This window comes from Mesosutterella multiformis (assembly GCF_003402575.1).
GTDB lineage: Bacteria > Pseudomonadota > Gammaproteobacteria > Burkholderiales > Burkholderiaceae_F > Mesosutterella > Mesosutterella multiformis.
The window spans coordinates 365810-388859 of record NZ_BGZJ01000001.1 but is presented as its reverse complement, the minus strand read 5'-3'; the positions used below and the strand labels follow the sequence as shown (position 1 = coordinate 388859).

General features: G+C 59.5%; 21 protein-coding genes and 2 tRNA genes. 16 read left to right on the top strand and 7 right to left on the bottom strand.

Features of this window, described 5'->3' with window-relative positions; translation table 11 throughout:
• Window positions 1-120: 120 nt before the first annotated feature.
• The 3 genes from M4NBBH2_RS01775 to M4NBBH2_RS01765 all read left to right on the top strand — a co-directional run bounded on the left by M4NBBH2_RS01775 (window position 121) and on the right by M4NBBH2_RS01765 (window position 3185).
• Complete coding sequence (locus M4NBBH2_RS01775; protein ID WP_022444792.1) at window positions 121-522, top strand: VOC family protein; 402 nt, start codon at window positions 121-123, stop codon at window positions 520-522.
• 82 nt (window positions 523-604) lie between these two features.
• Window positions 605-680: transfer RNA gene (locus M4NBBH2_RS01770), tRNA-Ala, on the top strand.
• Between the two features lie 288 nt (window positions 681-968).
• The gene (locus M4NBBH2_RS01765; protein ID WP_116269467.1) at window positions 969-3185 is read left to right on the top strand and encodes an ornithine decarboxylase; all 2217 of its coding nucleotides are present in this window, start codon (window positions 969-971) and stop codon (window positions 3183-3185) included.
• A 125-nt stretch (window positions 3186-3310) separates the two neighbouring features.
• Here the strand turns inward: M4NBBH2_RS01765 and M4NBBH2_RS01760 are convergent.
• Window positions 3311-3386: transfer RNA gene (locus tag M4NBBH2_RS01760), tRNA-Asn, on the bottom strand.
• Between the two features lie 93 nt (window positions 3387-3479).
• Window positions 3480-4688, bottom strand: coding sequence for an amino acid aminotransferase (locus M4NBBH2_RS01755; protein WP_116270559.1), 1209 nt, complete (start codon window positions 4686-4688; stop codon window positions 3480-3482).
• 219 nt (window positions 4689-4907) lie between these two features.
• Between M4NBBH2_RS01755 and uvrB the strand changes: the two genes are divergently transcribed.
• The 11 genes from uvrB to M4NBBH2_RS01700 all read left to right on the top strand — a co-directional run bounded on the left by uvrB (window position 4908) and on the right by M4NBBH2_RS01700 (window position 14447).
• Window positions 4908-6938 (top strand): excinuclease ABC subunit UvrB, encoded by a 2031-nt coding sequence (gene uvrB / locus M4NBBH2_RS01750; protein WP_116269466.1) that lies wholly within the window; start codon window positions 4908-4910, stop codon window positions 6936-6938.
• Window positions 6939-7070: 132 nt separating this feature from the next.
• Entirely contained in the window at window positions 7071-7589 is a 519-nt protein-coding gene (locus tag M4NBBH2_RS01745) for a low molecular weight protein-tyrosine-phosphatase (RefSeq protein ID WP_022444796.1), read from the top strand.
• 171 nt (window positions 7590-7760) lie between these two features.
• Window positions 7761-8270, top strand: a complete 510-nt coding sequence (locus M4NBBH2_RS01740; protein WP_116269465.1) for an Rrf2 family transcriptional regulator — start codon at window positions 7761-7763, stop codon at window positions 8268-8270.
• A gap of 33 nt (window positions 8271-8303) precedes the next feature.
• A complete protein-coding gene (locus M4NBBH2_RS01735; protein WP_116269464.1) occupies window positions 8304-9518 on the top strand; it encodes an IscS subfamily cysteine desulfurase in 1215 nt (404 codons plus the stop codon).
• Window positions 9519-9605: 87 nt separating this feature from the next.
• Window positions 9606-9998 carry a Fe-S cluster assembly scaffold IscU gene (iscU, locus tag M4NBBH2_RS01730; RefSeq protein WP_022444800.1) on the top strand — a complete coding sequence of 131 codons (393 nt, stop codon included), beginning with the start codon at window positions 9606-9608 and terminating at the stop codon, window positions 9996-9998.
• 23 nt (window positions 9999-10021) lie between these two features.
• Window positions 10022-10345 carry an iron-sulfur cluster assembly protein IscA gene (iscA, locus tag M4NBBH2_RS01725; RefSeq protein ID WP_022444801.1) on the top strand — a complete coding sequence of 108 codons (324 nt, stop codon included), beginning with the start codon at window positions 10022-10024 and terminating at the stop codon, window positions 10343-10345.
• Between the two features lie 17 nt (window positions 10346-10362).
• On the top strand, window positions 10363-10875 hold the full coding sequence (hscB, locus tag M4NBBH2_RS01720) for a Fe-S protein assembly co-chaperone HscB (protein WP_116269463.1): 513 nt from the start codon (window positions 10363-10365) through the stop codon (window positions 10873-10875).
• A 24-nt stretch (window positions 10876-10899) separates the two neighbouring features.
• Window positions 10900-12765, top strand: a complete 1866-nt coding sequence (gene hscA / locus M4NBBH2_RS01715; RefSeq protein ID WP_116269462.1) for a Fe-S protein assembly chaperone HscA — start codon at window positions 10900-10902, stop codon at window positions 12763-12765.
• A 17-nt stretch (window positions 12766-12782) separates the two neighbouring features.
• Window positions 12783-13121: an ISC system 2Fe-2S type ferredoxin gene (fdx, locus tag M4NBBH2_RS01710; protein WP_116269461.1), complete on the top strand. Its 339-nt coding sequence runs from the start codon at window positions 12783-12785 to the stop codon at window positions 13119-13121.
• 1 nt (window position 13122) lies between these two features.
• Window positions 13123-13323, top strand: coding sequence for a Fe-S cluster assembly protein IscX (gene iscX, locus M4NBBH2_RS01705; RefSeq protein WP_022444805.1), 201 nt, complete (start codon window positions 13123-13125; stop codon window positions 13321-13323).
• A gap of 116 nt (window positions 13324-13439) precedes the next feature.
• Window positions 13440-14447: an ornithine carbamoyltransferase gene (locus M4NBBH2_RS01700; protein WP_116269460.1), complete on the top strand. Its 1008-nt coding sequence runs from the start codon at window positions 13440-13442 to the stop codon at window positions 14445-14447.
• 86 nt (window positions 14448-14533) lie between these two features.
• Here the strand turns inward: M4NBBH2_RS01700 and M4NBBH2_RS01695 are convergent, their stop codons facing one another.
• From M4NBBH2_RS01695 to M4NBBH2_RS01675, 5 genes are all read right to left on the bottom strand, one after another.
• Entirely contained in the window at window positions 14534-15376 is an 843-nt protein-coding gene (locus M4NBBH2_RS01695) for an NUDIX hydrolase (protein ID WP_116269459.1), read from the bottom strand.
• A 7-nt stretch (window positions 15377-15383) separates the two neighbouring features.
• Window positions 15384-16916 carry a lysine--tRNA ligase gene (gene lysS, locus M4NBBH2_RS01690; RefSeq protein ID WP_116269458.1) on the bottom strand — a complete coding sequence of 511 codons (1533 nt, stop codon included), beginning with the start codon at window positions 16914-16916 and terminating at the stop codon, window positions 15384-15386.
• A 41-nt stretch (window positions 16917-16957) separates the two neighbouring features.
• A protein-coding gene (prfB, locus tag M4NBBH2_RS01685; RefSeq protein ID WP_116269457.1) for a peptide chain release factor 2 occupies window positions 16958-18062 on the bottom strand; the annotation gives its coding sequence in 2 pieces (ribosomal slippage) (window positions 16958-17980 and window positions 17982-18062; 1104 coding nt in all).
• Window positions 18063-18198: 136 nt separating this feature from the next.
• Window positions 18199-19914, bottom strand: a complete 1716-nt coding sequence (recJ, locus tag M4NBBH2_RS01680) for a single-stranded-DNA-specific exonuclease RecJ (protein WP_116269456.1) — start codon at window positions 19912-19914, stop codon at window positions 18199-18201.
• A gap of 7 nt (window positions 19915-19921) precedes the next feature.
• A complete protein-coding gene (locus M4NBBH2_RS01675; RefSeq protein WP_116269455.1) occupies window positions 19922-20989 on the bottom strand; it encodes a hypothetical protein in 1068 nt (355 codons plus the stop codon).
• Between the two features lie 117 nt (window positions 20990-21106).
• Between M4NBBH2_RS01675 and M4NBBH2_RS01670 the strand changes: the two genes are divergently transcribed.
• Both M4NBBH2_RS01670 and M4NBBH2_RS01665 read left to right on the top strand, forming a co-directional pair.
• The gene (locus tag M4NBBH2_RS01670) at window positions 21107-22363 is read left to right on the top strand and encodes a lipoprotein-releasing ABC transporter permease subunit (protein ID WP_370685252.1); all 1257 of its coding nucleotides are present in this window, start codon (window positions 21107-21109) and stop codon (window positions 22361-22363) included.
• Window positions 22356-23042 carry an ABC transporter ATP-binding protein gene (locus M4NBBH2_RS01665; protein ID WP_116269453.1) on the top strand — a complete coding sequence of 229 codons (687 nt, stop codon included), beginning with the start codon at window positions 22356-22358 and terminating at the stop codon, window positions 23040-23042. Before M4NBBH2_RS01670 ends, M4NBBH2_RS01665 begins: the two co-directional genes overlap by 8 nt.
• Window positions 23043-23050: the final 8 nt, after the last annotated feature.

Below are 23050 nucleotides of genomic sequence, written 5' to 3'. Positions count from 1 at the left end.
CAGCCATATAGAGCGTTTGGGCCGGAATCCGGGCTTTGGAGCGGTGATAAATCTTTGCCTTGAGGGCCTCTCCTGTCCATAATGTTAACTATATGTGTTTTCCTTCAGTGGAGGCGTTACATGGATTCCGTCGTTCCGAAGATTCGTCTTTCCCGCTCAACGAACAATCTCGAAAAGCTCATCAATTTCTATTGCAATGGGCTCGGGTTCGAGGTTCTCGACCGCTATGAGGCCCAGGTTGGCTGGGACGGCGTGATCTGCGGGCACAAGGACTGGCCCTACCAGTTCGAGTTTTCGCAGAAGCGGGGCGAGGATGAAGTGCCGCGCGCTCCGACTCCCAATCACTTTATTGTGCTTTCCATTCCGGAGCACGAAGTCTGGAAGAAGACGCTCGGGCAGCTTTTCGATGCCGGCTTCCAGCAGGTGACGAATCCGCAGCTGTACGCTGACGGTGACTCAGCCGCTTTTGAGGATCCCGATGGCTATCGCGTGATCGTCCGCAACGGAACCTGGAAGAAGTAATTTGCGGAAACACGGGAATGCGGCCGTTCGCTGATGACAGGTTTGCATTTTCCGGCAATTTCTGTAAAATACTGAATCTCACGGGGAAGTAGCTCAGCTGGGAGAGCGCAGCGTTCGCATCGCTGAGGTCGGGAGTTCGATCCTCCTCTTCTCCACCAGTTTCACAAAATCCGCACTGTTTACGCAGTGCGGATTTTTTATTTCTTCAAAGCTTTACGCTGTATCGCCCCGCCTTGCGCCGAAATTTTTCCCGTCAATTGCTTACGAATTACTGAAGAATTTCTGCGGACGTTACCCCCTCAGTTGGTATCATGAAAACGCCGGTTTCGCCCAGAGCGGAACCACCTGATCGTCAACTCCTTCCGGAGCAGATCCGCCCTTCCTCATTGGCTGCAGAGTCGCAAAGCGAAGGATCCGGGGTGTTCCCATCGATTGAAGAGGGAAAATTGAAAAAACTTTCCATCGCAGCTACGCCTGAAGCGCGCAAAGCCTTCCAGGCGGAAAGAACCGTTGTCGATATCCGTTCCTCTGACCTGACGGAATCTTCCGTCATCGTCATGACGGCGACCGAGGCGGACCGCGGTCTGCTCTCCCGCGTCAAGGCTCACGCCTTCGAGATCCCGATTGTCCTCGTGAAGGACGGTACAGGGACCTTTCCCCCGGATCTGATCGGGCAGGTTTCCCAGGTGATTGATAACAATCCCACGAATCTCGCCTATAACGGCCGTCAGATCGACGCCGCGGCGCAGCGCTACGAGGACTCGCTTCTCCCGCCGTTCTTCGGCGCGCTTGAGAAGTATGTGGAGGAGGGGAAGAGCCAATTTGACTGCCCGGGTCATCAGGGCGGCGCGTTTTTCCGCCGTCATCCCGTGGGGCGGGAGTTTTATAACTTCTTCGGTGAAAACATCTTCCGCTCGGACCTCTGCAACGCGGACGTGTCGATGGGAGATCTCCTGATTCACGAGGGCTATCCGTACGAAGCCCAGAGGAACGCCGCGAAGGTGTTTAACGCCGATAACACGTACTTTGTGCTTGGCGGGACGTCCGCCTCAAACCAGGTGGTGCTCACCGCGCTTCTAGCGCCGGGCGATCTGGTGCTCTACGACAGCAATAACCACAAGTCCGTGCAGCACGGCGCCCTGATTCAGGCGGGTGCCACGGCGGTGTATCTCGAAACCGCGCGGAACGCCTATGGATTCATCGGCGGGATCGATAACCACTGCTTCGATGAGGATTACATCCGAAGAATCGCGGCGGAAGCGGATCCGGAGCGCGCCAAAGCGAAGCGCCCCTTCCGCCTCGCAGTGATCCAGCTCGGGACCTATGACGGCACGATCGGGAACGCGCGTCAGATCGTTGATCGGATCGGGCACCTCTGCGACTACATCCTCTTTGACTCCGCGTGGGTGGGGTACGAACAGTTCATTCCGATGATGAAGGACTGCTCGCCGCTCCTGCTTGAACTCGGGCCCGAGGATCCGGGGATCTTTGTCACGCAGTCCGTGCATAAGCAGCTCGCCGGCTTTTCTCAGACCTCACAGATCCATAAGAAGGACAGCCACATCAAGGGGCAGAAGCGCTACGTGTCGCATAAGCGGCTTAATTCAGCCTTCATGATGCACGCGTCGACCAGCCCTTTCTATCCGCTTTTCTCGGCGCTTGACGTCAACGCTCAGATGCATGCCGGCGCGTCCGGGCGTCTGCTCTGGGATGACTGCGTGAAGGTCGGGATCGAGGCGAGAAAGTATCTCCTGAAGACCTGCCGCTATATCCGCCCGTTTATTCCTCCCGAGGTGGACGGGAAGCCCTGGGACAGCTATCCGACTGAGCAGATCGCAAGGGATCTCCGGTTCTTCAAGTATGAGCCGGGCGCGAAGTGGCACGGCTTTGAGGATTACGGCCCCGATCAGTACTTCGTGGATCCGTGCAAGTTCCTCCTCACGACCCCCGGCATCAATATCGAGCGCGGGGAGTATGAGCCGTTCGGCGTGCCGGCCGGGATCCTCGCTGAGTACCTGCGTGAGAACGGCATCGTGCCGGAGAAGGCGGACCTGAATTCGATCCTCTTCCTCATGACCCCGGCGGAAGATCTCGCGAAGATGGAGAACCTCGTGAACCGGATCGCGCATTTCGAGCGGCTCCTGGACGCGAACGCGCCGCTCTCCGAAGTGCTCCCGGTTCTGTACCGGAATCACGCTGAGCGGTACCGCGACTACACGATCCGGGATCTCTGCCAGGAGCTTCACGACTACTACCGCGAGTACGACCTGAAGTCGATCCAGAAAGCGATGTTCAGAAAGGATGAGCTGCCGCACCGCGCGATGCTTCCCCAGGCGGCGAATTACGAGCTGGTGCGCGGGAACTGTGAACTGATTCCGCTTTCTGAAGCCCGGGGCCGGATTGCGCTCGAAGGGGCGCTCCCGTATCCCCCCGGCGTCATCACCTGCGTTCCGGGTGAAGTCTGGGAGGGGGTGGTGCTCGACTACTTCCTCGCGCTTGAAGAGGGGGTGAACCGGCTTCCAGGATTTACGCCTGAGCTCCAGGGCGTCTATATCGAAAAGGATCCGGATGGACGCCGCAGGATTTATGGCTATGTACTCACCCGCGAGCGGGCACGCGAACTGGGTCTTCGGATGGGATTCGGACGCGGCATTCCGGATTAGTGACTTATTGATTTAATAACAGAAAAGGGCGCAGCGATGCGCCCTTTTCGTTTCCGGAAAGCCCCGGTTTTCGGAGCTGAAACAGAAAAAGCCAGAAAGCTTTCGCTTTCTGGCTTTTGGAATTCTGGCTCCCCGAGTTGGGCTCGAACCAACGACCCACGGATTAACAGTCCGTTGCTCTACCGACTGAGCTATCGGGGAATCAACGAGAATTAACTTTACAGATTTATCCTCGTAATGTCAAGAAAAAAATTTTGAAGGAATCTTTTCTGACGTATTTACGGTATGCCGCAATCAGTTCTTCTGAACCGCCGTGAAGGCCTTCGCCACGTACTGCACGTTGTGGTTATTGAGGCCGGCAATGCAGATACGGCCGTTCGCCACAGCGTAGATGCCGTATTCCTTCTTCAGGCGCTCAACCTGTTCCGGGGTGAAGCCCGTGAAGGAGAACATGCCGTCCTGAGCCGTCACGAAGCTGAAGTCGCGCGGGGAGCCTTCGGCGTCCATCGCGTTCTTCAGGGCAACACGCATCGAGCGGATACGGGCGCGCATTTCGCCGAGTTCCTCTTCCCACTGAGCACGGAGCACCGGGTCGCCGGCAACGGTGGCGACGAGGGAGGCGCCGTAGTTCGGCGGGTTGGAGTAGTTGGCGCGGGCCATCTGCTTCACTTGAGAGAGCACGCGGGCCGCTTCATCAGCGTTCTGGCAGACAACCGTCAGGCCGCCGACACGCTCGCCGTACAGGCTGAAGGACTTGGAGAAGGAGGAGGAAACGAGGAAGCTGATGCCGGATTCAGCAAAGAGCCGGATCGAGAAAGCGTCTTCCTCGAGACCGCGGTCAAAGCCCTGGTAGGCGATATCGAGGAGCGGAACGAGGCCGCGGTCGATCACGATCTGGAGGACTTCCTTCCACTGGTCAGCCGTGAAGTCGAGGCCGGTCGGGTTGTGGCAGCAGGCGTGCAGAATGACGACAGTGCCGGCTTCCTTCGCGCGGAGGTCAGCGAGCAGCTGCTCAAAGGCGATCGTGCCGTCAGCCTTGTTGTAGTACTGATAGTGGGAAACGTCGAAACCAGCCTGCTTGAAGATGGCGTTATGGTTGCCCCAGGTCGGAACGGAGGTCGCGGCCTTGGTCTTGCCGACAACAAAGTGGAGGAGGTCAGCGGCGAGCTTGATAGCGCCGGTGCCGCCGAGTGACTGCACCGTGCAGGCGCGGCGGGAGCGGACGACTTCAGAGTCCTTGCCGAACAGCAGTTCCTGGACAAAAGCGCCGAGAGCCGGATTGCCGGAAATCTGACCGTAGCCGTGAGGGGCAGCGGCGTTGTAGAGGCGGGTTTCGGCTTCACGCACAGCGCGAAGAACCGGGATCTTGCCTTCTTCTGTCTGATAGACACCGACGCTCAGATTCACCTTTTCGGCGCGGGGATCGGCTTTGTACTGCTGACCGACACCCAGAATGGGGTCTTCAGGGGCACCAGCAACTTCTGCAAAGAGCTTATCTGTCATATTGATGTGATTCCAGCAATAAAAGAGAAGCATCGGCGTCCCGGCGTCACAAGCAGTCGGGAAGGAGTGCTTCGGAGTGGGTTATGGAAAAAAGCCGTGAATAAAAGTATATACAGAGTGTATGCCCCGGCCGTTCCCAAAAGAGCGTCAGGTGCTACGATTTTCTCCTTATGGCACGCCGGGTAATGCCAAACAAATGCGTTAAAAAAGTGAGGTTCCGTGGATAAAGTCATTTCATTTCCCCATTCCCCTTTCATTCTTCATGCGCCTTATGAGCCGAGCGGCGATCAGCCTGAGGCAATCAGAAAACTCTGTGAGGGGCTCGATGACGGACTGATGGGGCAGACGCTTCTTGGTGTCACGGGGTCCGGAAAGACCTTCACGATGGCGAACATCATTGCGCGCACCGGGGTGCCGACGCTCGTGATGGCGCCGAATAAAACGCTCGCGGCGCAGCTCTACTCCGAATTCCGGGATTTCTTCCCGGAAAACGCGGTGGAGTACTTCGTGTCGTACTACGACTACTACCAGCCGGAGGCGTACGTGCCGTCGCGGGATCTCTATATAGAGAAAGACTCCGCGATCAATGACCACATTGAGCAGATGCGGCTATCCGCGTCGAAATCGATCCTTGAGCGGCGTGACGTGATCATCGTGGCGACGGTGTCCGCGATCTACGGCATCGGGGAGCCGGAGAGCTACACGAAGATGCGTCTCATCATCCGGCGCGGTGACACAAAGACCCGTGAGGACTTCGTGCGGCAGCTGGTTGGCATGCAGTACAAGCGAAGCGATATGGAGTTCCGCCGCGGCACGTTCCGCGTCCGGGGCGACACGATCGATATCTTCCCCTCGGAACACTCGGAAACAGCGGTCCGGATTGAGCTCTTTGATGACGAAGTGGATGAGGTGAGTCTCTTCGATCCGCTCACCGGGCACGTGATTCAGAAGGTGCCGCGCTTCGTGGTCTACCCGGCTTCGAACTACGTGACGCCGAAGGATGACGTGATGCGGGCGATTGAGTCCATCAAGGAGGAACTGCGGGACCGCGTCGAATTTTTCCAGAAGGAGGGAAAGGTCGTCGAGGCGCAGCGCCTTCAGCAGCGGACGCTTTTTGACCTCGAGATGCTGCAGGAAGTGGGGTTCTGCAAGGGCATTGAGAACTACACGCGGCATCTCTCAGGGCTGAAGCCCGGGGAGCCGCCCGCGTGCCTGCTCGACTATTTCCCCGCGGACTCCATCATGTTTTTTGACGAGAGCCATGTGACGATGGGGCAGATCGGCGGCATGTACCGCGGGAACCTCTCACGGAAAACGACGCTCGTTGAATACGGCTTCCGCCTTCCCTCAGCACTCGATAACCGGCCGCTCCGGTTTGATGAGTTTGAGCATAAGATGCGCCGTTCGATCTTTGTCTCGGCCACTCCCGCGCAGTGGGAGCTCGAGCACTCGGCTCAGGTGGTGGAGCAGGTGGTGCGTCCGACTGGGCTTCTGGATCCGGAGGTTGAAGTGCGGCCCGCGAAGACCCAGGTGGATGATGTGCTTTCTGAAATCTATGAGCGCACCGCCAAGGGGGAGCGTGTCCTGATCACGACGCTCACGAAGAAGATGGCCGAGGACCTCACGGAGTTCCTCGCCGAGAACAAAGTGAAGGTGCGATACCTTCACTCTGAAATCGATACGGTGGAGCGTGTCGAAATCATCCGGGATCTCCGTCAGGGCGTATTTGACGTTCTGGTCGGCATCAATCTGCTTCGCGAGGGCCTCGATATTCCTGAGGTGTCACTCGTCGCCATTCTGGACGCGGATAAGGAGGGCTTCCTCCGAAGCGAGCGGAGTCTCGTGCAGACGATCGGCCGCGCGGCCCGGAATCTGGAAGGCAAGGCGATTCTCTACGCGGATCAGATGACGGACTCCATGAAGGCCGCTATCACGGAAACGAACCGCCGCCGCGCGAAGCAGATGGCGTTTAATGAAGAGCACCATATTGTCCCGAAGGGCATCAAGAAGGAAGTCCGCGACATCATTGACGGCGTCTACCGGGCGCCCGAAGTGAAGGCGGAGGAGGATACAACGGATCTCTCGGACGAAAAGGCGGTGTCTCAGCGCGTGAAGCAGCTGGAGAAGCAGATGGCGGCCTATGCCCGTGATCTCGAATTTGAGAAGGCTGCGGCAGTCCGTGATCAGCTTGATGCGCTTAAGAAAAGGCTCTTCGGCGCATCGGTTCCGGACCTGCCTGAAAAGGCCTGAAACACGGAAAAGAACGGCGTTTGCAACAATCCGTATCATTCCTACTCTTGAATTCGTAAATAAAAGCGGTACGATAGAGCGGATAATTGCCCGCCTTGGCGGCGGACAGCTACTTTTTTACTCTCGGAATATATGATCAAAGTCCTTTTTGTCTGCATGGGCAACATCTGCCGGTCCCCCACTGCCGAAGCTGTTTTTCGCAAAATGGTGACAGACGCCGGCATAGGTTCCGAAGTCGCAGTGGATTCCGCTGGCACCCATGGTTATCACGTCGGCGAAGCGCCTGACGTCCGTTCTCAGCTGGCCGGACGCAAGCGCGGCTACGATCTGTCCGCTCACCGGGCGCGCCAGATCACGCTTGATGACTATTCCAGCGCGGACTTTATTCTGGCGATGGACTGGGAGAATCTCTCAGAGCTTCAGCGCCAGTGCCCCCCGGTATTCCGCCATAAGCTGCACCTGCTGATGCGCTACGCGAGCGAGTACGATGCCGCGGTCATTCCTGACCCCTACTATGGCGGTACGAATGGCTTTAACCTTGTGCTCGACTACTGTGAGGATGCCTGCCAGGGGCTGCTTGAAATCGTGAAGCGCCGTGTATCGATGTATGCCCCGGCTCCCCAGCCTCAGAAGGGAGAAGCGGAGCACTAGTTTCAGAGGTTTTATTTTTTCCCCTTATTTAGAGGCCGTCTCCTGACGGCCTTTTTTTTCACCCATACGAATAAGGCTCACGTCGTTCTTAATCCTGAGTTAAATTGTCGGGTATTGGTGTATGATCTCTGTGTTTCATCTAGGTGGGATTGAATAGGGAACCGAAAAATAATGAGACTGACGACCAAAGGACGCTTTGCTGTAACGGCTCTTCTCGATATGGCTATCCATGCCGGCGAGAACCCCGTTTCGCTGACGGAGATCGCCGAGCGGCAATCGATTTCGGTTGCTTACCTCGAGCAGCTCTTCGGAAAGCTGCGTCGCGCCGGACTCGTTGTCAGCGTCCGGGGACCTGGCGGTGGCTACCGCCTTGCCCGCGGTGCCTGCGAGATTTCGGCTGCCGACATCATCAATGTTGTTGAGGACAATCTGGACGCGACGCAGTGCGGCGGCAAATCAAGCTGTCACCACGACGGCGCTGAATGTATGACGCACGAGCTTTGGGCGTCGCTCAATCAGAAACTCGAAGATGTGCTTTCTGAGGCGACGCTCGCGAAACTCGTCGAGCAGAACAAAGAGCGGCAGAAGCTTGCCCAGTCCGGCATTGCCTACGTGAAAATTGACCCGGCTGCTATGCGGCGGAGCCATAAGAATACGGCCCAAAAGGAAACTCAGAAGTAACTGAGCGTCCTTACAGCGAGGAGAAACTTTTAAATGCTTAAATTGCCTGTTTACCTGGATTATTCCGCGACGACTCCGGTTGATCCGCGGGTTGCAAAGAAAATGATTCCGTACCTCACGGAGATCTTCGGCAATCCGGCGAGCCGTAGCCATGCTTACGGCTGGGAAGCAGAAAAGGCGGTCGAAGAGGCCCGCGGTCAGGTCGCAGCGCTGATCAACGCCGATCCGCGTGAAATCGTCTGGACCTCAGGCGCCACGGAAGCTGACAACCTCGCTCTGAAGGGCGCTGCTCACTTCTATAAGGATAAGGGCAAGCATCTCATCACGCAGAAGACGGAACATAAGGCTGTTCTCGACTCGATGCGCCGTCTCGAATCCGAAGGCTACGAGGTGACTTACCTCGATGTCGACGGTGACGGTCTCGTGGATCCGGCCGCTGTTGAAGCCGCCATCCGCCCGGATACGACGCTCGTTTCCATCATGGGCGTGAATAACGAAATCGGCACGATTCAGCCGATTTTCGAAATCGGTGAGATCTGCCACAAGCACGGCGTGCTTTTCCACGTCGACGCTACGCAGGCTATCGGAAAGCTCCACTTCGATATGAAGAACCAACCGATCGACCTCATGAGCATGTCGAGCCACAAGGTGTACGGCCCGAAGGGCATGGGCGCTCTTTACGTCCGCCGCAAGCCCCGCGTTCGTATTGAATGCCAGATCGACGGCGGCGGACACGAACGCGGCATGCGTTCCGGCACGCTCGCGACGCAGCAGATCGTCGGCATGGGCGAAGCCTATCGCATCCTGAAGGAGGAGATGGACGAGGAGAATGAACGCATCCGCAAGCTCCGCGACCGCCTCTGGGAAGGCATCCAGAAGAACATCCCGTGCGTCGTGCTGAACGGCTCCTGGGAACACCGCGTGGGCTTCAACCTGAACGTTTCCTTCGAGTACATCGAGGGTGAATCCCTCATGATGGCCTGCAAGAATCTCGCTGTGTCGTCGGGCTCCGCCTGCACCTCCGCGTCGCTTGAGCCGTCCTTCGTGCTGAAGGCTCTCGGCCGCCCGGATGAACTCGCTCACAGCTCGATCCGCTTCACGCTCGGCCGCTTCACGACTGAGGAAGAGATCGACTACACGATCAAGGAGCTCACGGAGGCCGTGACGCGGCTTCGCGAACTCTCCCCGCTCTGGGAAATGCACCAGAAGGGCATCGATACGACGAAGGTTCAGTGGGCCAAGATGTAAGGCCGGATTTCCTTCGGAACAGATTCAGTAATTAACCGGTATCCGGGCGGAAGAAACCGCCCGGAGCGTTGAAAGGAGGACACTAAAGTGCCCTATAGCGAAAAAGTCATCGACCACTACGAACATCCCCGCAATGTCGGCACGCTCGATTCCGACGCGAATGACGTCGGCACCGGCATGGTCGGCGCCCCGGCCTGCGGCGACGTGATGCGCCTTCAGATCAAGGTGGACGACAAGACCGGCATCATTGAAGACGCGAAATTCAAGACCTACGGCTGCGGTTCCGCCATTGCCTCGAGCTCGCTTGTAACCGAGTGGGTGAAGGGCAAGACGCTCGACGAGGCGGCCGCCCTGAAGAACTCCGAAATCGCCGAAGAGCTCGCGCTCCCGCCGGTGAAGATTCACTGTTCGATTCTTGCCGAAGACGCCGTTAAGGCTGCTATCGCCGATTACCGCGCGAAGCAGGCGAAGAAGGCCTGATTACCAGGCAAAGGAGCAGAAGAATGACCGTTTCTATGACTGAAGCCGCCGCCAAGCACGTTTCCCAGTTCCTGGAGAAGCGCGGCAAGGGCATCGGCCTGCGTGTCGGCGTGAAGACCTCGGGCTGTTCCGGCATGGCCTACAAGCTCGAGTTCGCTGACGTTCTCGAACCGGATGATCAGGTGTTCGATTCCCACGGCATCAAGGTGATCGTGGATCCGAAGAGCCTCGTCTACATCGACGGCACCCAGCTCGACTACACCCGCGAGGGCATTCAGGAAGGCTTCAAGTTCAATAACCCGAACGAAAAAGACCACTGCGGCTGCGGCAAGTCCTTCAGCGTCTGAAGAAGGTCGCCCCGGTCATGGCGGATAAGCTTGATATGTTCCAGCTTCTCGGCGTGCCGAGAAAATTCCGGGTGGATCAGAAGGCGCTCGATGAAGGCTACCGCCGGGTCGAGCTCCAGGTTCACCCCGACCGCTTCGCTTCGGCCACTCCCGCGATGAAGCGCGTGGCCGAGCAGTGGTCTCAGCGCGCGAACGAAGCGCTTTCCACACTTTCAGATCCCCTGAAGCGGGCGGTCTATCTCTGTGAGTCCGCGGGCTTCCCCGTGAACGCCGAGAACAACACCCGCATGCCAGTCGACTTCCTCATGCAGCAGATGGAGTGGCGCGAAAAGTTTGAGGCGGGGAAGAATTCCCCTGAAGCTCTCGCGAAACTCGCCTCCGTTGTGCAGGAGGAGAAGACAGCGCTCGTGGACCGTCTCGCAGCCCTTCTCGATGATGAGCAGAGCCCCGAAAAAGCGGTTTCTGAAGTCCGCCGCCTGATGTTCGTCGACAAGATGGCCCGCGACATTGCCGCCGCCATCCATCAGTAAGAAAAAAGAATAAGGAAAAAATCCATGCCTTTGCTTCAGATCGCAGAACCCGGAATGTCTGAGGTTCCGCACTCCGTCCATCTGGCGGTCGGAATCGATCTTGGAACCACGAATTCTCTCGTTGCGACCGTGAAGAACGGCGAAGCGGTCGTGCTCGAGGACGAGAAGGGCTCGGCTCTTCTTCCGTCCGTTGTCCGATATCTCCCGGACGGCACGGTGCAGGTCGGACGCGAGGCGCTTCAGCGCGCGGCCGAAGACCCGCAGAATACGATTTCCAGCGCGAAGCGGCTGATCGGGCGGACCCTTTCGGAAATTGCGGATCCTTCGCATCTTCCGTTCCGTCTGCTTGATAACCCCGGCATGGTGAAGATTGAAACCGCGGCCGGCGTGAAGACGCCTGAAGAGGTTTCCTCAGAAGTCCTGAAGGTGCTCCGCGCCCGGGCTGAGGCGGATCTCGAAGGGGAACTTGTGGGCGCCGTGATTACGTGCCCGGCGTACTTTGATGACGCGCAGCGTCAGGCGACGAAGGACGCGGGGCGCCTTGCCGGCCTCAATGTTCTCCGTCTGCTGAATGAGCCGACGGCCGCTGCTCTGGCCTATGGCCTCGATAAGGCAGCGGAAGGAATTTACATCGTCTATGACCTCGGCGGCGGCACGTTTGACGTGTCGATTCTGAAGCTTGACCGGGGTGTTTTCCAGGTACTCGCGACGGGCGGCAATTCGGCGCTTGGCGGCGACGACTTTGACCGCGCGGTTTTCTCCTGGGCTATCGCAAAGACGGGCGTTTCGGATACCAGCCTCACTCCCGCGGATAAGCGCCGGCTGCTCGCAGAAAGCCGCGCCGCGAAAGAGCGTCTGACTGATGCCGAATCGACTGAATTCCACGTGAAGCTTGAGGATGGGCGCGAGGTGTCACTTCCGCTCAGCCGCGCTGAATTTGAGGACGCCACGAAGGCGCTGCTTCAGAAGACGCTTGACGCGGTCCGCGCGACGCTCGCTGACGCAAAGCTCAATGCCGCTGATGTGAAGGGCGTTGTGCTTGTCGGCGGCGCGACCCGCATGCCGATGGTGCCGCGTCTGATCCGCGACTACTTTGGGAAAGAGCCGCTCGCCGGCATCGATCCCGATAAGGTTGTGGCGATCGGCGCCGCGATCCAGGCGAATAAGCTCGCTGGCAACGAAGTGGAAAACGATTTCCTCCTTCTCGATGTCACTCCGCTTTCTCTTGGTCTTGAGACGATGGGCGGTCTCGTTGAGAAGGTGATCCCGAAGAACACCCCGATTCCGGTGGCCCGCGCCCAGGACTTCACGACGTTCAAGGACGGTCAGACCGCGATGGCGATCCACGTACTGCAGGGCGAGCGCGAGCTCGTTGATAACTGCCGGTCGCTCGCGAGGTTTGAGCTCCGAGGCATCCCTCCGATGGTGGCGGGCGCCGCGCGTATCCGCGTGACGTTCCAGGTGGATGCGGACGGACTGCTTTCTGTCAGCGCCCGTGAGCAGACGACCGGGGTTGAGAGCTCCGTTGAAGTGAAGCCGTCCTACGGTCTCACCGATGACGACATCGTGAAGATGCTCCGCGAAGGCAACCAGAACGCTGAGGAAGACAAGGCCGCGCGTGATCTGCGTGAAGCACAGGTCGAAGCGAAGCGTATTGTTGAATCAACGGTCTCCGCGCTTGCCGCTGACCGCGATCTGCTTTCGAAGGAAGAAGAAGCGAAGATTCTTGACCTCGTGCGCCACACGCTTACGCTTTCTGAAGCAGATGACACCCAGGCGATCAAGGACGCGATGGACGCGCTCGCCAAGGGTACCGAGCATTTTGCCGAACTCCGTATGGACCGCAGCATTCAGAAGGCGCTCGCGGGCCAGAACGTGAATGACATTTAACGAATAGGAGGCATCTGATGCCGAAGATTACTGTCCTGCCGAACCCGAAATACTGTCCTGAGGGCGCGGAGTTTGAAATGGCGACGGGTGAGAACCTGATCCGCGGGCTTCTCTCGCACGGTGTGAAGATTGAGCATGCCTGCGAAATGTCCTGCGCCTGCTCCACCTGCCACGTGATCATCCGCAAGGGTTTTGATTCGCTCGAGGAGCCGTCTGATAAAGAATACGACTGCCTCGATAAGGCCTGGGGCGTCGGCGCTCTGTCCCGTCTCTCCTGCCAGGTGAAGGTGGCGGACGAGGATCTCACGATCGAAGTCCCGAAGTACACCCGTAACCAGGTTTCCGAGGACGACTGATATGGCGCTCACCTGGAAGGACACAGGGACCATTGCGGAGACCCTCTACGACAACGATCCCGATCTCGATCCGACGACGCTTCGCTTCACGGAACTGCACGATATGGTGTGCGCGCTCCCCGGCTTCTCGGATGATCCCGAGAAATCCTCTGAAGCGATTCTCGAAGCGATCCTGCAGGCGTGGCTCGATGAGCGTGAGTAACGCCTGCCGCGCTAGGCGCTGAAGCGGCCTCGGTCTGATTTCCCGACAGCCGCTCTGCGTTATTATTGAAAGCCTCGCAGCCCCTCCTGCGAGGCTTTTCTTATAAGGATCAAAAAATGCCGTTCAATCTTCGGAATCGCAGCCTGCTTAGCCTCTGTCACCACACTCCTGCTGAAATCACGTATCTCGTCGACCTCGCGGAAGACCTGAAGCGGGCGAAGCGAGGCGGCTACGAAGTGCCGCGTCTGAAGGGAAAAAATATCGCCCTGATTTTTGAGAAGACCTCAACCCGTACGCGGAGCGCCTTTGAAGTGGCAGCGGCCGATCAGGGCGCGCATACGACATTCTTTGACCCGTCGGCCTCTCAGTTCGGCCACAAGGAGAGCGTGAAGGATTCGGCCCGGGTGCTCGGGCAGATCTATGACGCGATCGAGTACCGCGGCTTTGCCCAGAAGACCGTGGAAGAGCTCGCGAAGTACGCCGGCGTTCCGGTCTTCAACGGCCTCACCGATGAATGGCATCCGACGCAGATGCTCTGTGACCTCCTTACGATGCGTGAGCACTGCCACAAGCCCTTTAACCAGATCAGCTTCGCCTACATGGGTGACGCCCGTTTCAACACCGGGAATTCGCTTCTCATGATCGGCGCGAAGATGGGCATGGATGTCCGCATCGGTGCCCCGAAGGCCTACTGGCCCGAGAAGTCGGTGCTCGATATGTGCGAGGCCTTTGCCCGCGAGAGCGGCGCGAAGATCACGCTGACGGAAAACGCGGAAGAAGCCGTGAAGGGCGTCGATTTCATCCACACCGACATCTGGGTTTCGATGGGTGAACCCGCGGACGTTTGGGATCAGCGTATTCATGACCTGATGCCCTATCAGGTGAACGCCGCGCTCCTGAAGGCTTCGGGCAACCCGCGCGTGAAATTCATGCACTGCCTCCCCGCGTACCACAACGCGGAAACAAAGGTGGGTCAGGCCGTGATCGCCGCGCATCCGGAACTCGCGACCGGTGTCGAGGTGACGGAAGAGGTGTTTGAGTCCCCGGCCTCTATCGTCTTTGACCAGGCCGGCAACCGTCTCCATACGATCAAGGCCGTGATGGTGGCAGCGCTTGCCTGCTGAGACTGACACCCGAGTGAGATAAAAGAAAATGAGCGCCGGAAAGGATTCCGGCGCTCATTTTTTTAACCGCAGATGAAGGAATTCGCTCAGACAAACGCCTGATAGAAACCTTCGGGAAGCGTTTTCCCAGTCTTCGCCGCGAGCCAGTGGAGGGCGGCGAGCGACGCTTCGCTTGTCACCTTGCCGCGGGCGATGAGTTCCGCCATGGCGTCCGCGTCGAGGAGTTCCGTCGCCTGCACTTCTCCGTCGACGTTATGAGGCGTCACGCCGTCACGGAGCCGTGCGGTGTAGCAGTAGGCGCGTTCCAGCATCCAGCCGGACTCGGTCGGGCGGCTCGTGAGGAACACGGTCTCGGGGACGAGCTCATAGTCCTCAGGCGTAAGCCCGGCCTCTTCCGCGGCTTCGCGCTTCATAGCGTCAAGCGGGGTTTCGCCTGCTGCCACCATGCCGGCCGCGAGGTTATCCCATTTGCCAGGATTGATGTCCTTCGTGTCTGAGCGCTGCGAGGTCCAGATACGGCCGTCCGGCGTGACACCGTTCATATGAACGGCGACCGTAAGAAGACCGAGAAGACGGAACGCGCTCCGCTCAAGCACCGCGATGCGGGGACCGCCTTCCGGCATCTGAACGTCCACGAGTTCGCCGCGCCAGCGGTGAATCCGGCCTTCGTCCCGGAGGAGAGCCGCGGCGAGCGCGAGGATCGCGGAGAGCGTTTCCTCGCTGTCAGACGCGGCGCCGATCGAAAGCGACGCGCCGTCGAAGGCCGCACCCTCGATCCGTTCCGCGATCAGCCGGGCGTCGTCCTCAGACACCGACCCGGCTGCTCTGCCGCCGATCACAAGGCTCTTCCGCGAAGGATCGAGTGAGGCGGAAGCCTGCTTCGAATACTTCGCGAAGGATTTCCCAATCCGCCACTTGGTATCGGTCATGGCGCTCTTACTTCAGAAGATCCGCTTCGGGACGCATCTGCGGGAAGAGGAGCACGTCACGGATGCTCGGAGCGTCCGTGAGGAGCATGGCGAGACGGTCAATACCGATGCCGCAGCCGGAGGTCGGGGCGAGGCCGTACTCCAGGGCGCGGATGTAGTCCGCGTCGTAGTACATCGCTTCATCGTCGCCCTTGCTCTTCGCGTCAGCCTGAGCCTTGAAGCGGCGGGCCTGATCGTCCGGGTCATTGAGCTCAGAGAAGCCGTTCGCGTGCTCGCGGCCGACGATATAGAGCTCGAAGCGCTCGCAGATGCTCGGATCGCTGTCTGAGGCGCGGGCGAGCGGCGACACTTCGGTCGGGAAGTTGATGAGGAAAGTCGGGCGGATCAGCTTCGCTTCGGCGACAAGGTCAAACATCGCCATGAGGAGCGTGCCGTAGCCGACGAAATCCTTCTGCGGCTCGCCGCGGCGGGCGAGTTCAGCGCGGAGGAATGCCTCATCATCAATCTGCTCGGACGTGTAGTCCGAGTACTTCATGATCGCTTCCTTCGGCGTGAGACGGTCAAAAGGCTGCGAGAGATCCACCGTGACGCCCTGATACTGGACAACGGCGGAACCGGTTGCCTTGATCGCGGCGTAGCGGATCAGTTCTTCGGTGAAGTCCATCTGGATGCGGTAATCCCAGTACGCGGCGTACCACTCGATCGTCGTGAATTCCGGGTTGTGACGGACGTCCATGCCTTCGTTACGGAAGCAGCGGTTCATGTCATAGACACGTTCCATGCCGCCCACCACGAGACGCTTCAGATAGAGTTCCGGAGCGATTCGGAGGTAGAGATCAACGTCAAGCGCGTTGTGATGCGTGATGAAGGGCTTCGCGTTCGCGCCGCCCGGGATCGGGTGCAGCATCGGGGTTTCGACTTCGAGGAAGCGGTGCTGCGTCATGAAGTCGCGGATCGCCGTGATCATCTTGGAACGCGTGATGAAGCGGTTGCGCGACACGTCATTCGTCATCAGATCGACGTAACGCTGGCGGTAGATCAGTTCCGGATCCGTGATGCCCTTATGCTTGTCGGGAAGCGGACGGATCGACTTCGTGAGGAGACGAAGCGTCTCGACGTGAACGGAGAGTTCACCCGTCTTCGTCTTGAAGAGATAGCCGGTGGAGCCGACGATATCACCCACGTCCCAGGTCTTGAAGTTCTTGTACGCCTCTTCGCCGAGCGCGTCGCGCGTGACGAAGTACTGGATCGTGCCGGTCATGTCCTTCACGGTGAGGAAGGAGACCTTGCCCATCACGCGCTTCAGCATGATGCGGCCGGCGGTCTGAACCTCAACCTTTTCGGAAGCCTCAAACGTTTCGCGGTCTTCGGCGTCGTACTTCGCGTGCAGATCGGCAAAGTAGTCCTTGCGGCGGAAATCGTTCGGGTAGGCGGCGTTCGCGTCGCGGAGCAGCTGCAGCTTGGCGCGGCGCTCAGCGATGATGTGATTCTCTTCTGCGGCGGAATCCGCTTCCGGCGCAATCTTCTGTTCTTCAGCCATTTCAGTTCCTGATTTAAAAATTATTCCGTGAGCGCCAGGCGTCAGACGCCCTGCTTCAGGCTCGCCTCGATGAACTGATCGAGGTCGCCGTTCAGCACAGCGGTGGTGTTCGTGTTTTCAACGTTCGTGCGCAGATCCTTGATGCGGCTCTGATCGAGCACGTAGCTGCGGATCTGGTGACCCCAGCCGATGTCGTCCTTAGCGTCTTCCAGCTTCTGCTGCTCGGCGCGGCGCTTATTCATCTCGAACTCATAGAGTTTCGCGCGCAGCTGCTGCATGGCGCGGTCTTTGTTCTGATGCTGCGAGCGTTCGTCCTGGCACTCCGTCACGATACCGGTCGGGATATGCGTGATTCGGACAGCGGATTCCGTCTTCTGAACGTGCTGGCCGCCGGCACCGGAGGCACGGTACACGTCGATACGGAGGTCGGCCGGATTGATTTCGATCTCAATCGAGTCATCCACTTCGGGGTACACGTAGACAGAAGCAAAGGACGTGTGACGGCGGGCGTTCGAGTCGAACGGGCTCTTACGCACGAGACGGTGAATGCCGGTCTCGGTGCGGAGCGTGCCGTAGGCCCAGTCACCCTGAATATAAATGGAGCAGTTCTTGATACCGGCGACGTCGCCCGCGGTTTCGCTCGTGAGCTTCACGCTGAAGCCCTTGCTTTCCGTGTATTTCAGATACATGCGCTCAAGCATCGAGGCCCAGTCCTGGGCTTCCGTGCCGCCTGCGCCCGCCTGAATTTCAAGGTAGCAGTTCGAAGAATCCATCGGATTATTGAACATGCGCTTGAACTCAAGCTGCTCAACCTTCTTTTCGATCGACTTCACGTCTTCACCGACGCTCGCGACCGCATCCCAGTCTTCTTCCTCGCGGCTCATCTCGAAGAGTTCGCCCGCGTCGCGGATGCCGGATTCAAGCTGGCGGTAGGTTCCGACCGTATCCTCAAGGAGCTTTTTCTCCTTGGACACCTGTTCGGCATGCTTCGGGTCATTCCAGAGATCGGGGTTCTCGATCTCGCGGTTCAGTTCTTCAAGACGTCGGGCTTTGAGGTCGATGTCAAAGATACCCCCTGAGACCGGAAAGTCGGTCTCCCAGATCGTTGATGCTGTTCCCGATCTGATTAAGCTGTTCAGCTTCCATTTATATCTCTTACTGTACAGAAACGAAAAAGGAAAATTATAAAGTAGAACGGGGCGCCGCAAAGCCGCGCGGGGGCTTTCCGGATAGGGGTGAAATACCCTGACCCCGTGTCAGTCTGAGGACGGAGGCGAGGCGCCTACTCCTCAGCGTTTTCAATCATGAGCTGGAGCGACTTCCGGCCCATCCACTCATTCACGTCCAGCCGATAGGCGAGCTTCACGCGTCCCGGAAGCGGCGTGCTGTGGCGGAAGAAAATGGCGTCGAAATGCTGACCCGCGGTCGACACGGTCGCTTTGAGATGCTCGCCGCCCCGAAGCGGGGTCTGGCGGACGATATCGAATTCGTTCGCGAAAAGCGGCGCCTCGAAGGACTGCCCCCAGACGACAGAATCAATTTCCCGGATGAGACCGAAGGAAATCTCTTCAGGCGCGAGCGCGCCGTCCACAACGATGTCTTCCGTGAGAAGCTCGGGAGAAATATTTTCCGACACCACCTTTTCAAACGCGTCGCGGAACTGCTCAAGGCCGTCCCCCCGGATCGTGAGACCCGCGGCGAGCGCGTGGCCGCCGTAGCGAAGGATCAGCCCCGGAAACATTGTGTCAATCCGCGAGAGGCAGTACCGGAGGTGAAGCCCCGGGATGGAGCGGCCGGAGCCGCGGAGAAGGCCATTTTTGGTCGGCGCGAAAGCGATCACCGGGCGGTGAGTCCGTTCCTTCACGCGGCTCGCGACGAGGCCGACAAGCCCCTGATGCCAGTCCGGGTGGCTGAGCACGAGGCTCATGCGGTGCTCGATATCGGCGTCGGAGAGCGAATCCAGCGCCTCTTCCTGCATGCTGCGTTCGAGCGCCTTCCGCTGATCATTGATGTCCTCAAGCTGTGAGGCGAGTTCAGTGGCGTTCGCCTCTCCCGCGAGGAGGCACTGGATCCCGATCTCCATATTGGCGATACGGCCGGCGGCGTTGATCCGGGGCGCGAGCGTGAAGCCGAGGTCACGGACCGAGATCTGGGAAATATCGCGCTTATTCTGATTCGCGAGCGTGTAAAGCGCGGTGAGCCCCGCGCTTCCCCTGCCGCTCCGGAGACGCTTCAGTCCCTGAGCCACAAGAATGCGGTTATTGCGGTCAAGCGGCACAACGTCCGCCACGGTTCCGAGCGCGACGAGGTCAAGGAGCTTGGAGAGCTTCGGCTGCTGCCCGGCCGCAAAGGCGCCGCGGGCCCGGAGCTCCGCGCGGAGCGCGATCAGGACGTAGAAGATCACACCGACACCGGCGAGGTTCCCCGGCGCACCGGCGCCGTCAGGACCGTTCGGATTCACGATGCAGGCCGCGGCCGGCAGGTATTCGCCCGGGAGATGGTGATCTGTCACGATCACGCGGATACCGAGCTGGTTTGCGCGCGCCACGCCTTCCACGCTTCCCATGCCGTTATCCACGGTGAGAATGATGTCAGGGCGGCCGTATTTTTCGGTGAGCGCGTCGACCACCACGGGGGAAAGGCCGTACCCCATCGACATGCGGTCCGGAATGAACCAGGACACTTTCTCAGGCCGGAACCCGAGAAGCCGCAGTCCCTGATAAGCCACCGTGCTCGCTGTTGCCCCGTCGCAGTCATAGTCGCCGACAACGGCAACCGATTCCCCTTTCTCAAGAGCGTCCGCGAGCATCGAGGCGGCTTCCGCGGCGTGCGGGAGCGCGGTGGGCGGAATCAGTCCGGCGAGCCCCGTATCCATTTCGCTTTTCCCGACAATCCGCCTCCCGGCAAGCACCTGAGCGAGAGGACGGGAGAAACCTTCCGACTGCAGCCTTGCGGCGGCGGCCGGATCGTAGTGTCGGGTAATAAAGCGGGTCTTCATAGTGTTTTCAGTCTGAATCCGTGAGCCAGGAGTAGTCGGGGGGCGTTTTTTTGGCAAACCGGCTGAGGAATCGGCTCTTCAGTCCTTCGGTTTTGGGGAGGAGCGTCGCGGTGGTGCCGAGGCCGCAGGCTACGATAGCAGTGCTTTCAGTCTTCCGCTCAATCGCGGCGGCCTTCAGTTCCGCGATTTTGGAAGCAACACCGGGGAGCGCGGCGAGCCACGCGTCCCAGTCACCCCGCAGCCACGGTTCCCAGAGGTCACTGATCACGGCGATCATGTCACCGGGGGCCGCTTCCTCAGGCCACGTTTTTCCTGTCGTGCGGCTCACGAACTGGCAGAGCATCCCGGCCTCCATCGCCCAGCTGCGGAGGACCGGCTCGTCGGACATCACGGCGCGGATCAGGGTCGGCGGATAGAAGCGGATCTGACGCCCGCCTCCCGCGATCCATACGGCGTTCGGAGCGGGGAGGCCAGCGGCCTTCCGGCCCGCGGTAATCTCGGTGCCAGCCATTGTCTCAGCACACGCCCTGAGGCACTCAAGCGCCATATCGCGGTCCCCCGCGATCGCGCCTTCATCCAGCCCCATGCCGTCCTGGCACTCCCAGGGGCGGAGCACGGCCTCCCAGTCCTTCATGCGGGTGGCGTACCAGAGCGTATCCCACTGCTGGAGGACGAAACCGAATTTCGCGAGCGTCTTCCGGAGCGGTTCCGAGCAGCGGTCGATTTCTTCCGCGGTGAGAGGATCGCTTCCGAGCGAGCGGTAAACGCCGTTCTCCTCAACGCACGGCGTCACGGACCAGATTTCCGTCGCGAGCGTCGGACCGTGATCCTCAAGCCACACGTAGGCCGCGTGAGCCGGAGTCGTTTTCCCACGCGGCACCACGCCCCAGAACCAGAGGTGATGGGTGCAGCGCGCAAAGGGCAGCGTCAGCCCCTCGGCAAGCCTCTGGCAGACAGGGGTGCCAAGACCTTCCAGGATGGGGTCGAGAAGTGACCGGTCGATTCGAGGAATGACAGCGGGGGCGACGTCCTTCGGCAGACGGGCACCGGGGAGCAGGTAATAGGCAGTGGACATAGGGATCCTATTTTAGACGGAAGACGGTCCCGGGTTAGGTCCGCTCTTGCTTAGAATGTGTGCACAGCTCCGGGATCCGCCCGGAGTCAACAGTCAACACTTCAGGATTTGAGCTCCGTGTCTCTGCCTTTTGAATTTCTGATCGGCCTCCGCTATACGCGTTCCGGCCGGCGAACCGGACGGAAGGACCGGTTTGTTTCCTTCATCTCAGCGACGTCTGTCGTGTCAATCGCGCTCGGCGTGATGGCGCTGATCATTGTGCTTTCCGTGATGAACGGGTTCCAGACCCAGGTTCGTGACCGGATGCTGTCTGTCATTCCGCATATCCAGATTTCAAGCGGCACGGGTCCCGTGTCGGACTGGAGGTCGCTTGCCGCGGTCGCGGAAAAGAACTCCGAAGTGCGGGGAGCCGCACCCTTCGTTGAAGGGCAGGGGCTGATTTCGACTGGTGACCGCGTGATCGGCACCATGGTGGAAGGGGTCGATCCGAAGGAAGAGGTGAAGGCGAGTGAAGTCGCTTCCACGATGCCCGCCGGAACGCTTGACTCACTTACGCCGGGGAGCTTCCACGCGGTGATCGGGTCGGTGCTCGCCGCACGGCTTGGCGTGGCGCCCGGAGATAAGATTGCGCTCGTCGTCCCTCAGGGCACCACGACACCCGCCGGCATGATCCCGCGGGTCCGGACGCTCACGGTGTCAGGGATCTTTACGGCTGGGCACTTCGAATACGATTCGACGATGCTCTTCATGAATATTGAGGACGCCGCGGCGCTCTTCCGCACCGGGGGCCCGATGGGCGTCCGTGTCCGCGTGGCGGATATGCAGGAAGCCCCCGCTGTCGCTGAGAGTCTCATGAAGTCGCTGCCGCCCGGGTACTTCGCCCGCGACTGGACCGTGGAAAACAAGACATGGTTCGCCGCAGTGCAGGTGGAGAAGCGGATGATGTCGATCATTCTCTTTCTCATCGTGCTCGTGGGCGCGTTCGGGCTGGTGTCGACTCTCGTGATGACCGTGACCGAGAAGCAGTCAGACATCGCGATTCTCCGGACGCTTGGCGCTTCGCCTGGCTCCATCATGAAGATCTTCATGATCCAGGGCGCGGTGATCGGCGTGATCGGTGTGGCATCCGGTGTCGCGATCGGGCTACTCATCGCGTGCAATCTCGGTTCCATCGTGTCCGCGATTGAGGCGGTTTTCCATGTGGAATTCCTCCCGCAGTCGATTTACCTGATTTCCGGCATGCCGTCCGAACCCCGGGCGTCCGACATTATTCCGATTGCCGTTTTTTCTCTTTTCCTGTCGCTTGCCGCGACCGTTTATCCGAGCTGGCGTGCGTCCCGCATCCGGCCTGCTGAGGCTCTGAGATATGAGTGAGTTTGCGATTGAGGTTGAGGGTCTCGCCAAGGCGTACCGTGAGGGAGACCGTGAAACACCGGTGCTGAAGAATGTGTCGCTCCGCGTGAAGCCTGGGGAAACCGTCGCGATTGTCGGGGCGTCAGGCGCCGGCAAGTCGACGCTCCTTCACTGTATCGGCGGGCTGGATGACGCCGACGCCGGGCGCGTGGTGGTGGATGGTGTCGATATCGGAGGGATGGATGAGAAGGCGCGCGGTGACCTGAGAAACCGGCGTCTCGGCTTTGTCTATCAGTTCCATCACCTGCTTCCGGAATTCACGGCGCTCGAAAACGTGGCGATGCCGCTCTATATCCGGAGGACACCCGAGGCGGAAGCCAACGCTGCCGCGAAGGCGGTGCTGGAGGAAATCGGGCTCGGGGAGCGGCTTGATCACCTGCCGTCCCAGCTTTCAGGGGGCGAGCGGCAGCGAACCGCGATTGCCCGCGCCGTTGTGACCTCTCCCGCCTGCATTCTCGCGGACGAACCGACAGGGAACCTCGATCAGGACACCGCGCAGGCGGTCTGGGACCGGTTCCTCAGTCTCGCGAGCGAAAAGAACACCGCGATCATCATCGTGACGCATGACCTGGGACTCGCGAAGCGCTGCGGCCGGATTCTGAGGCTGAAGGGCGGTTCGATTGAGCCCTTTGAGGAGTGACCGGGAGG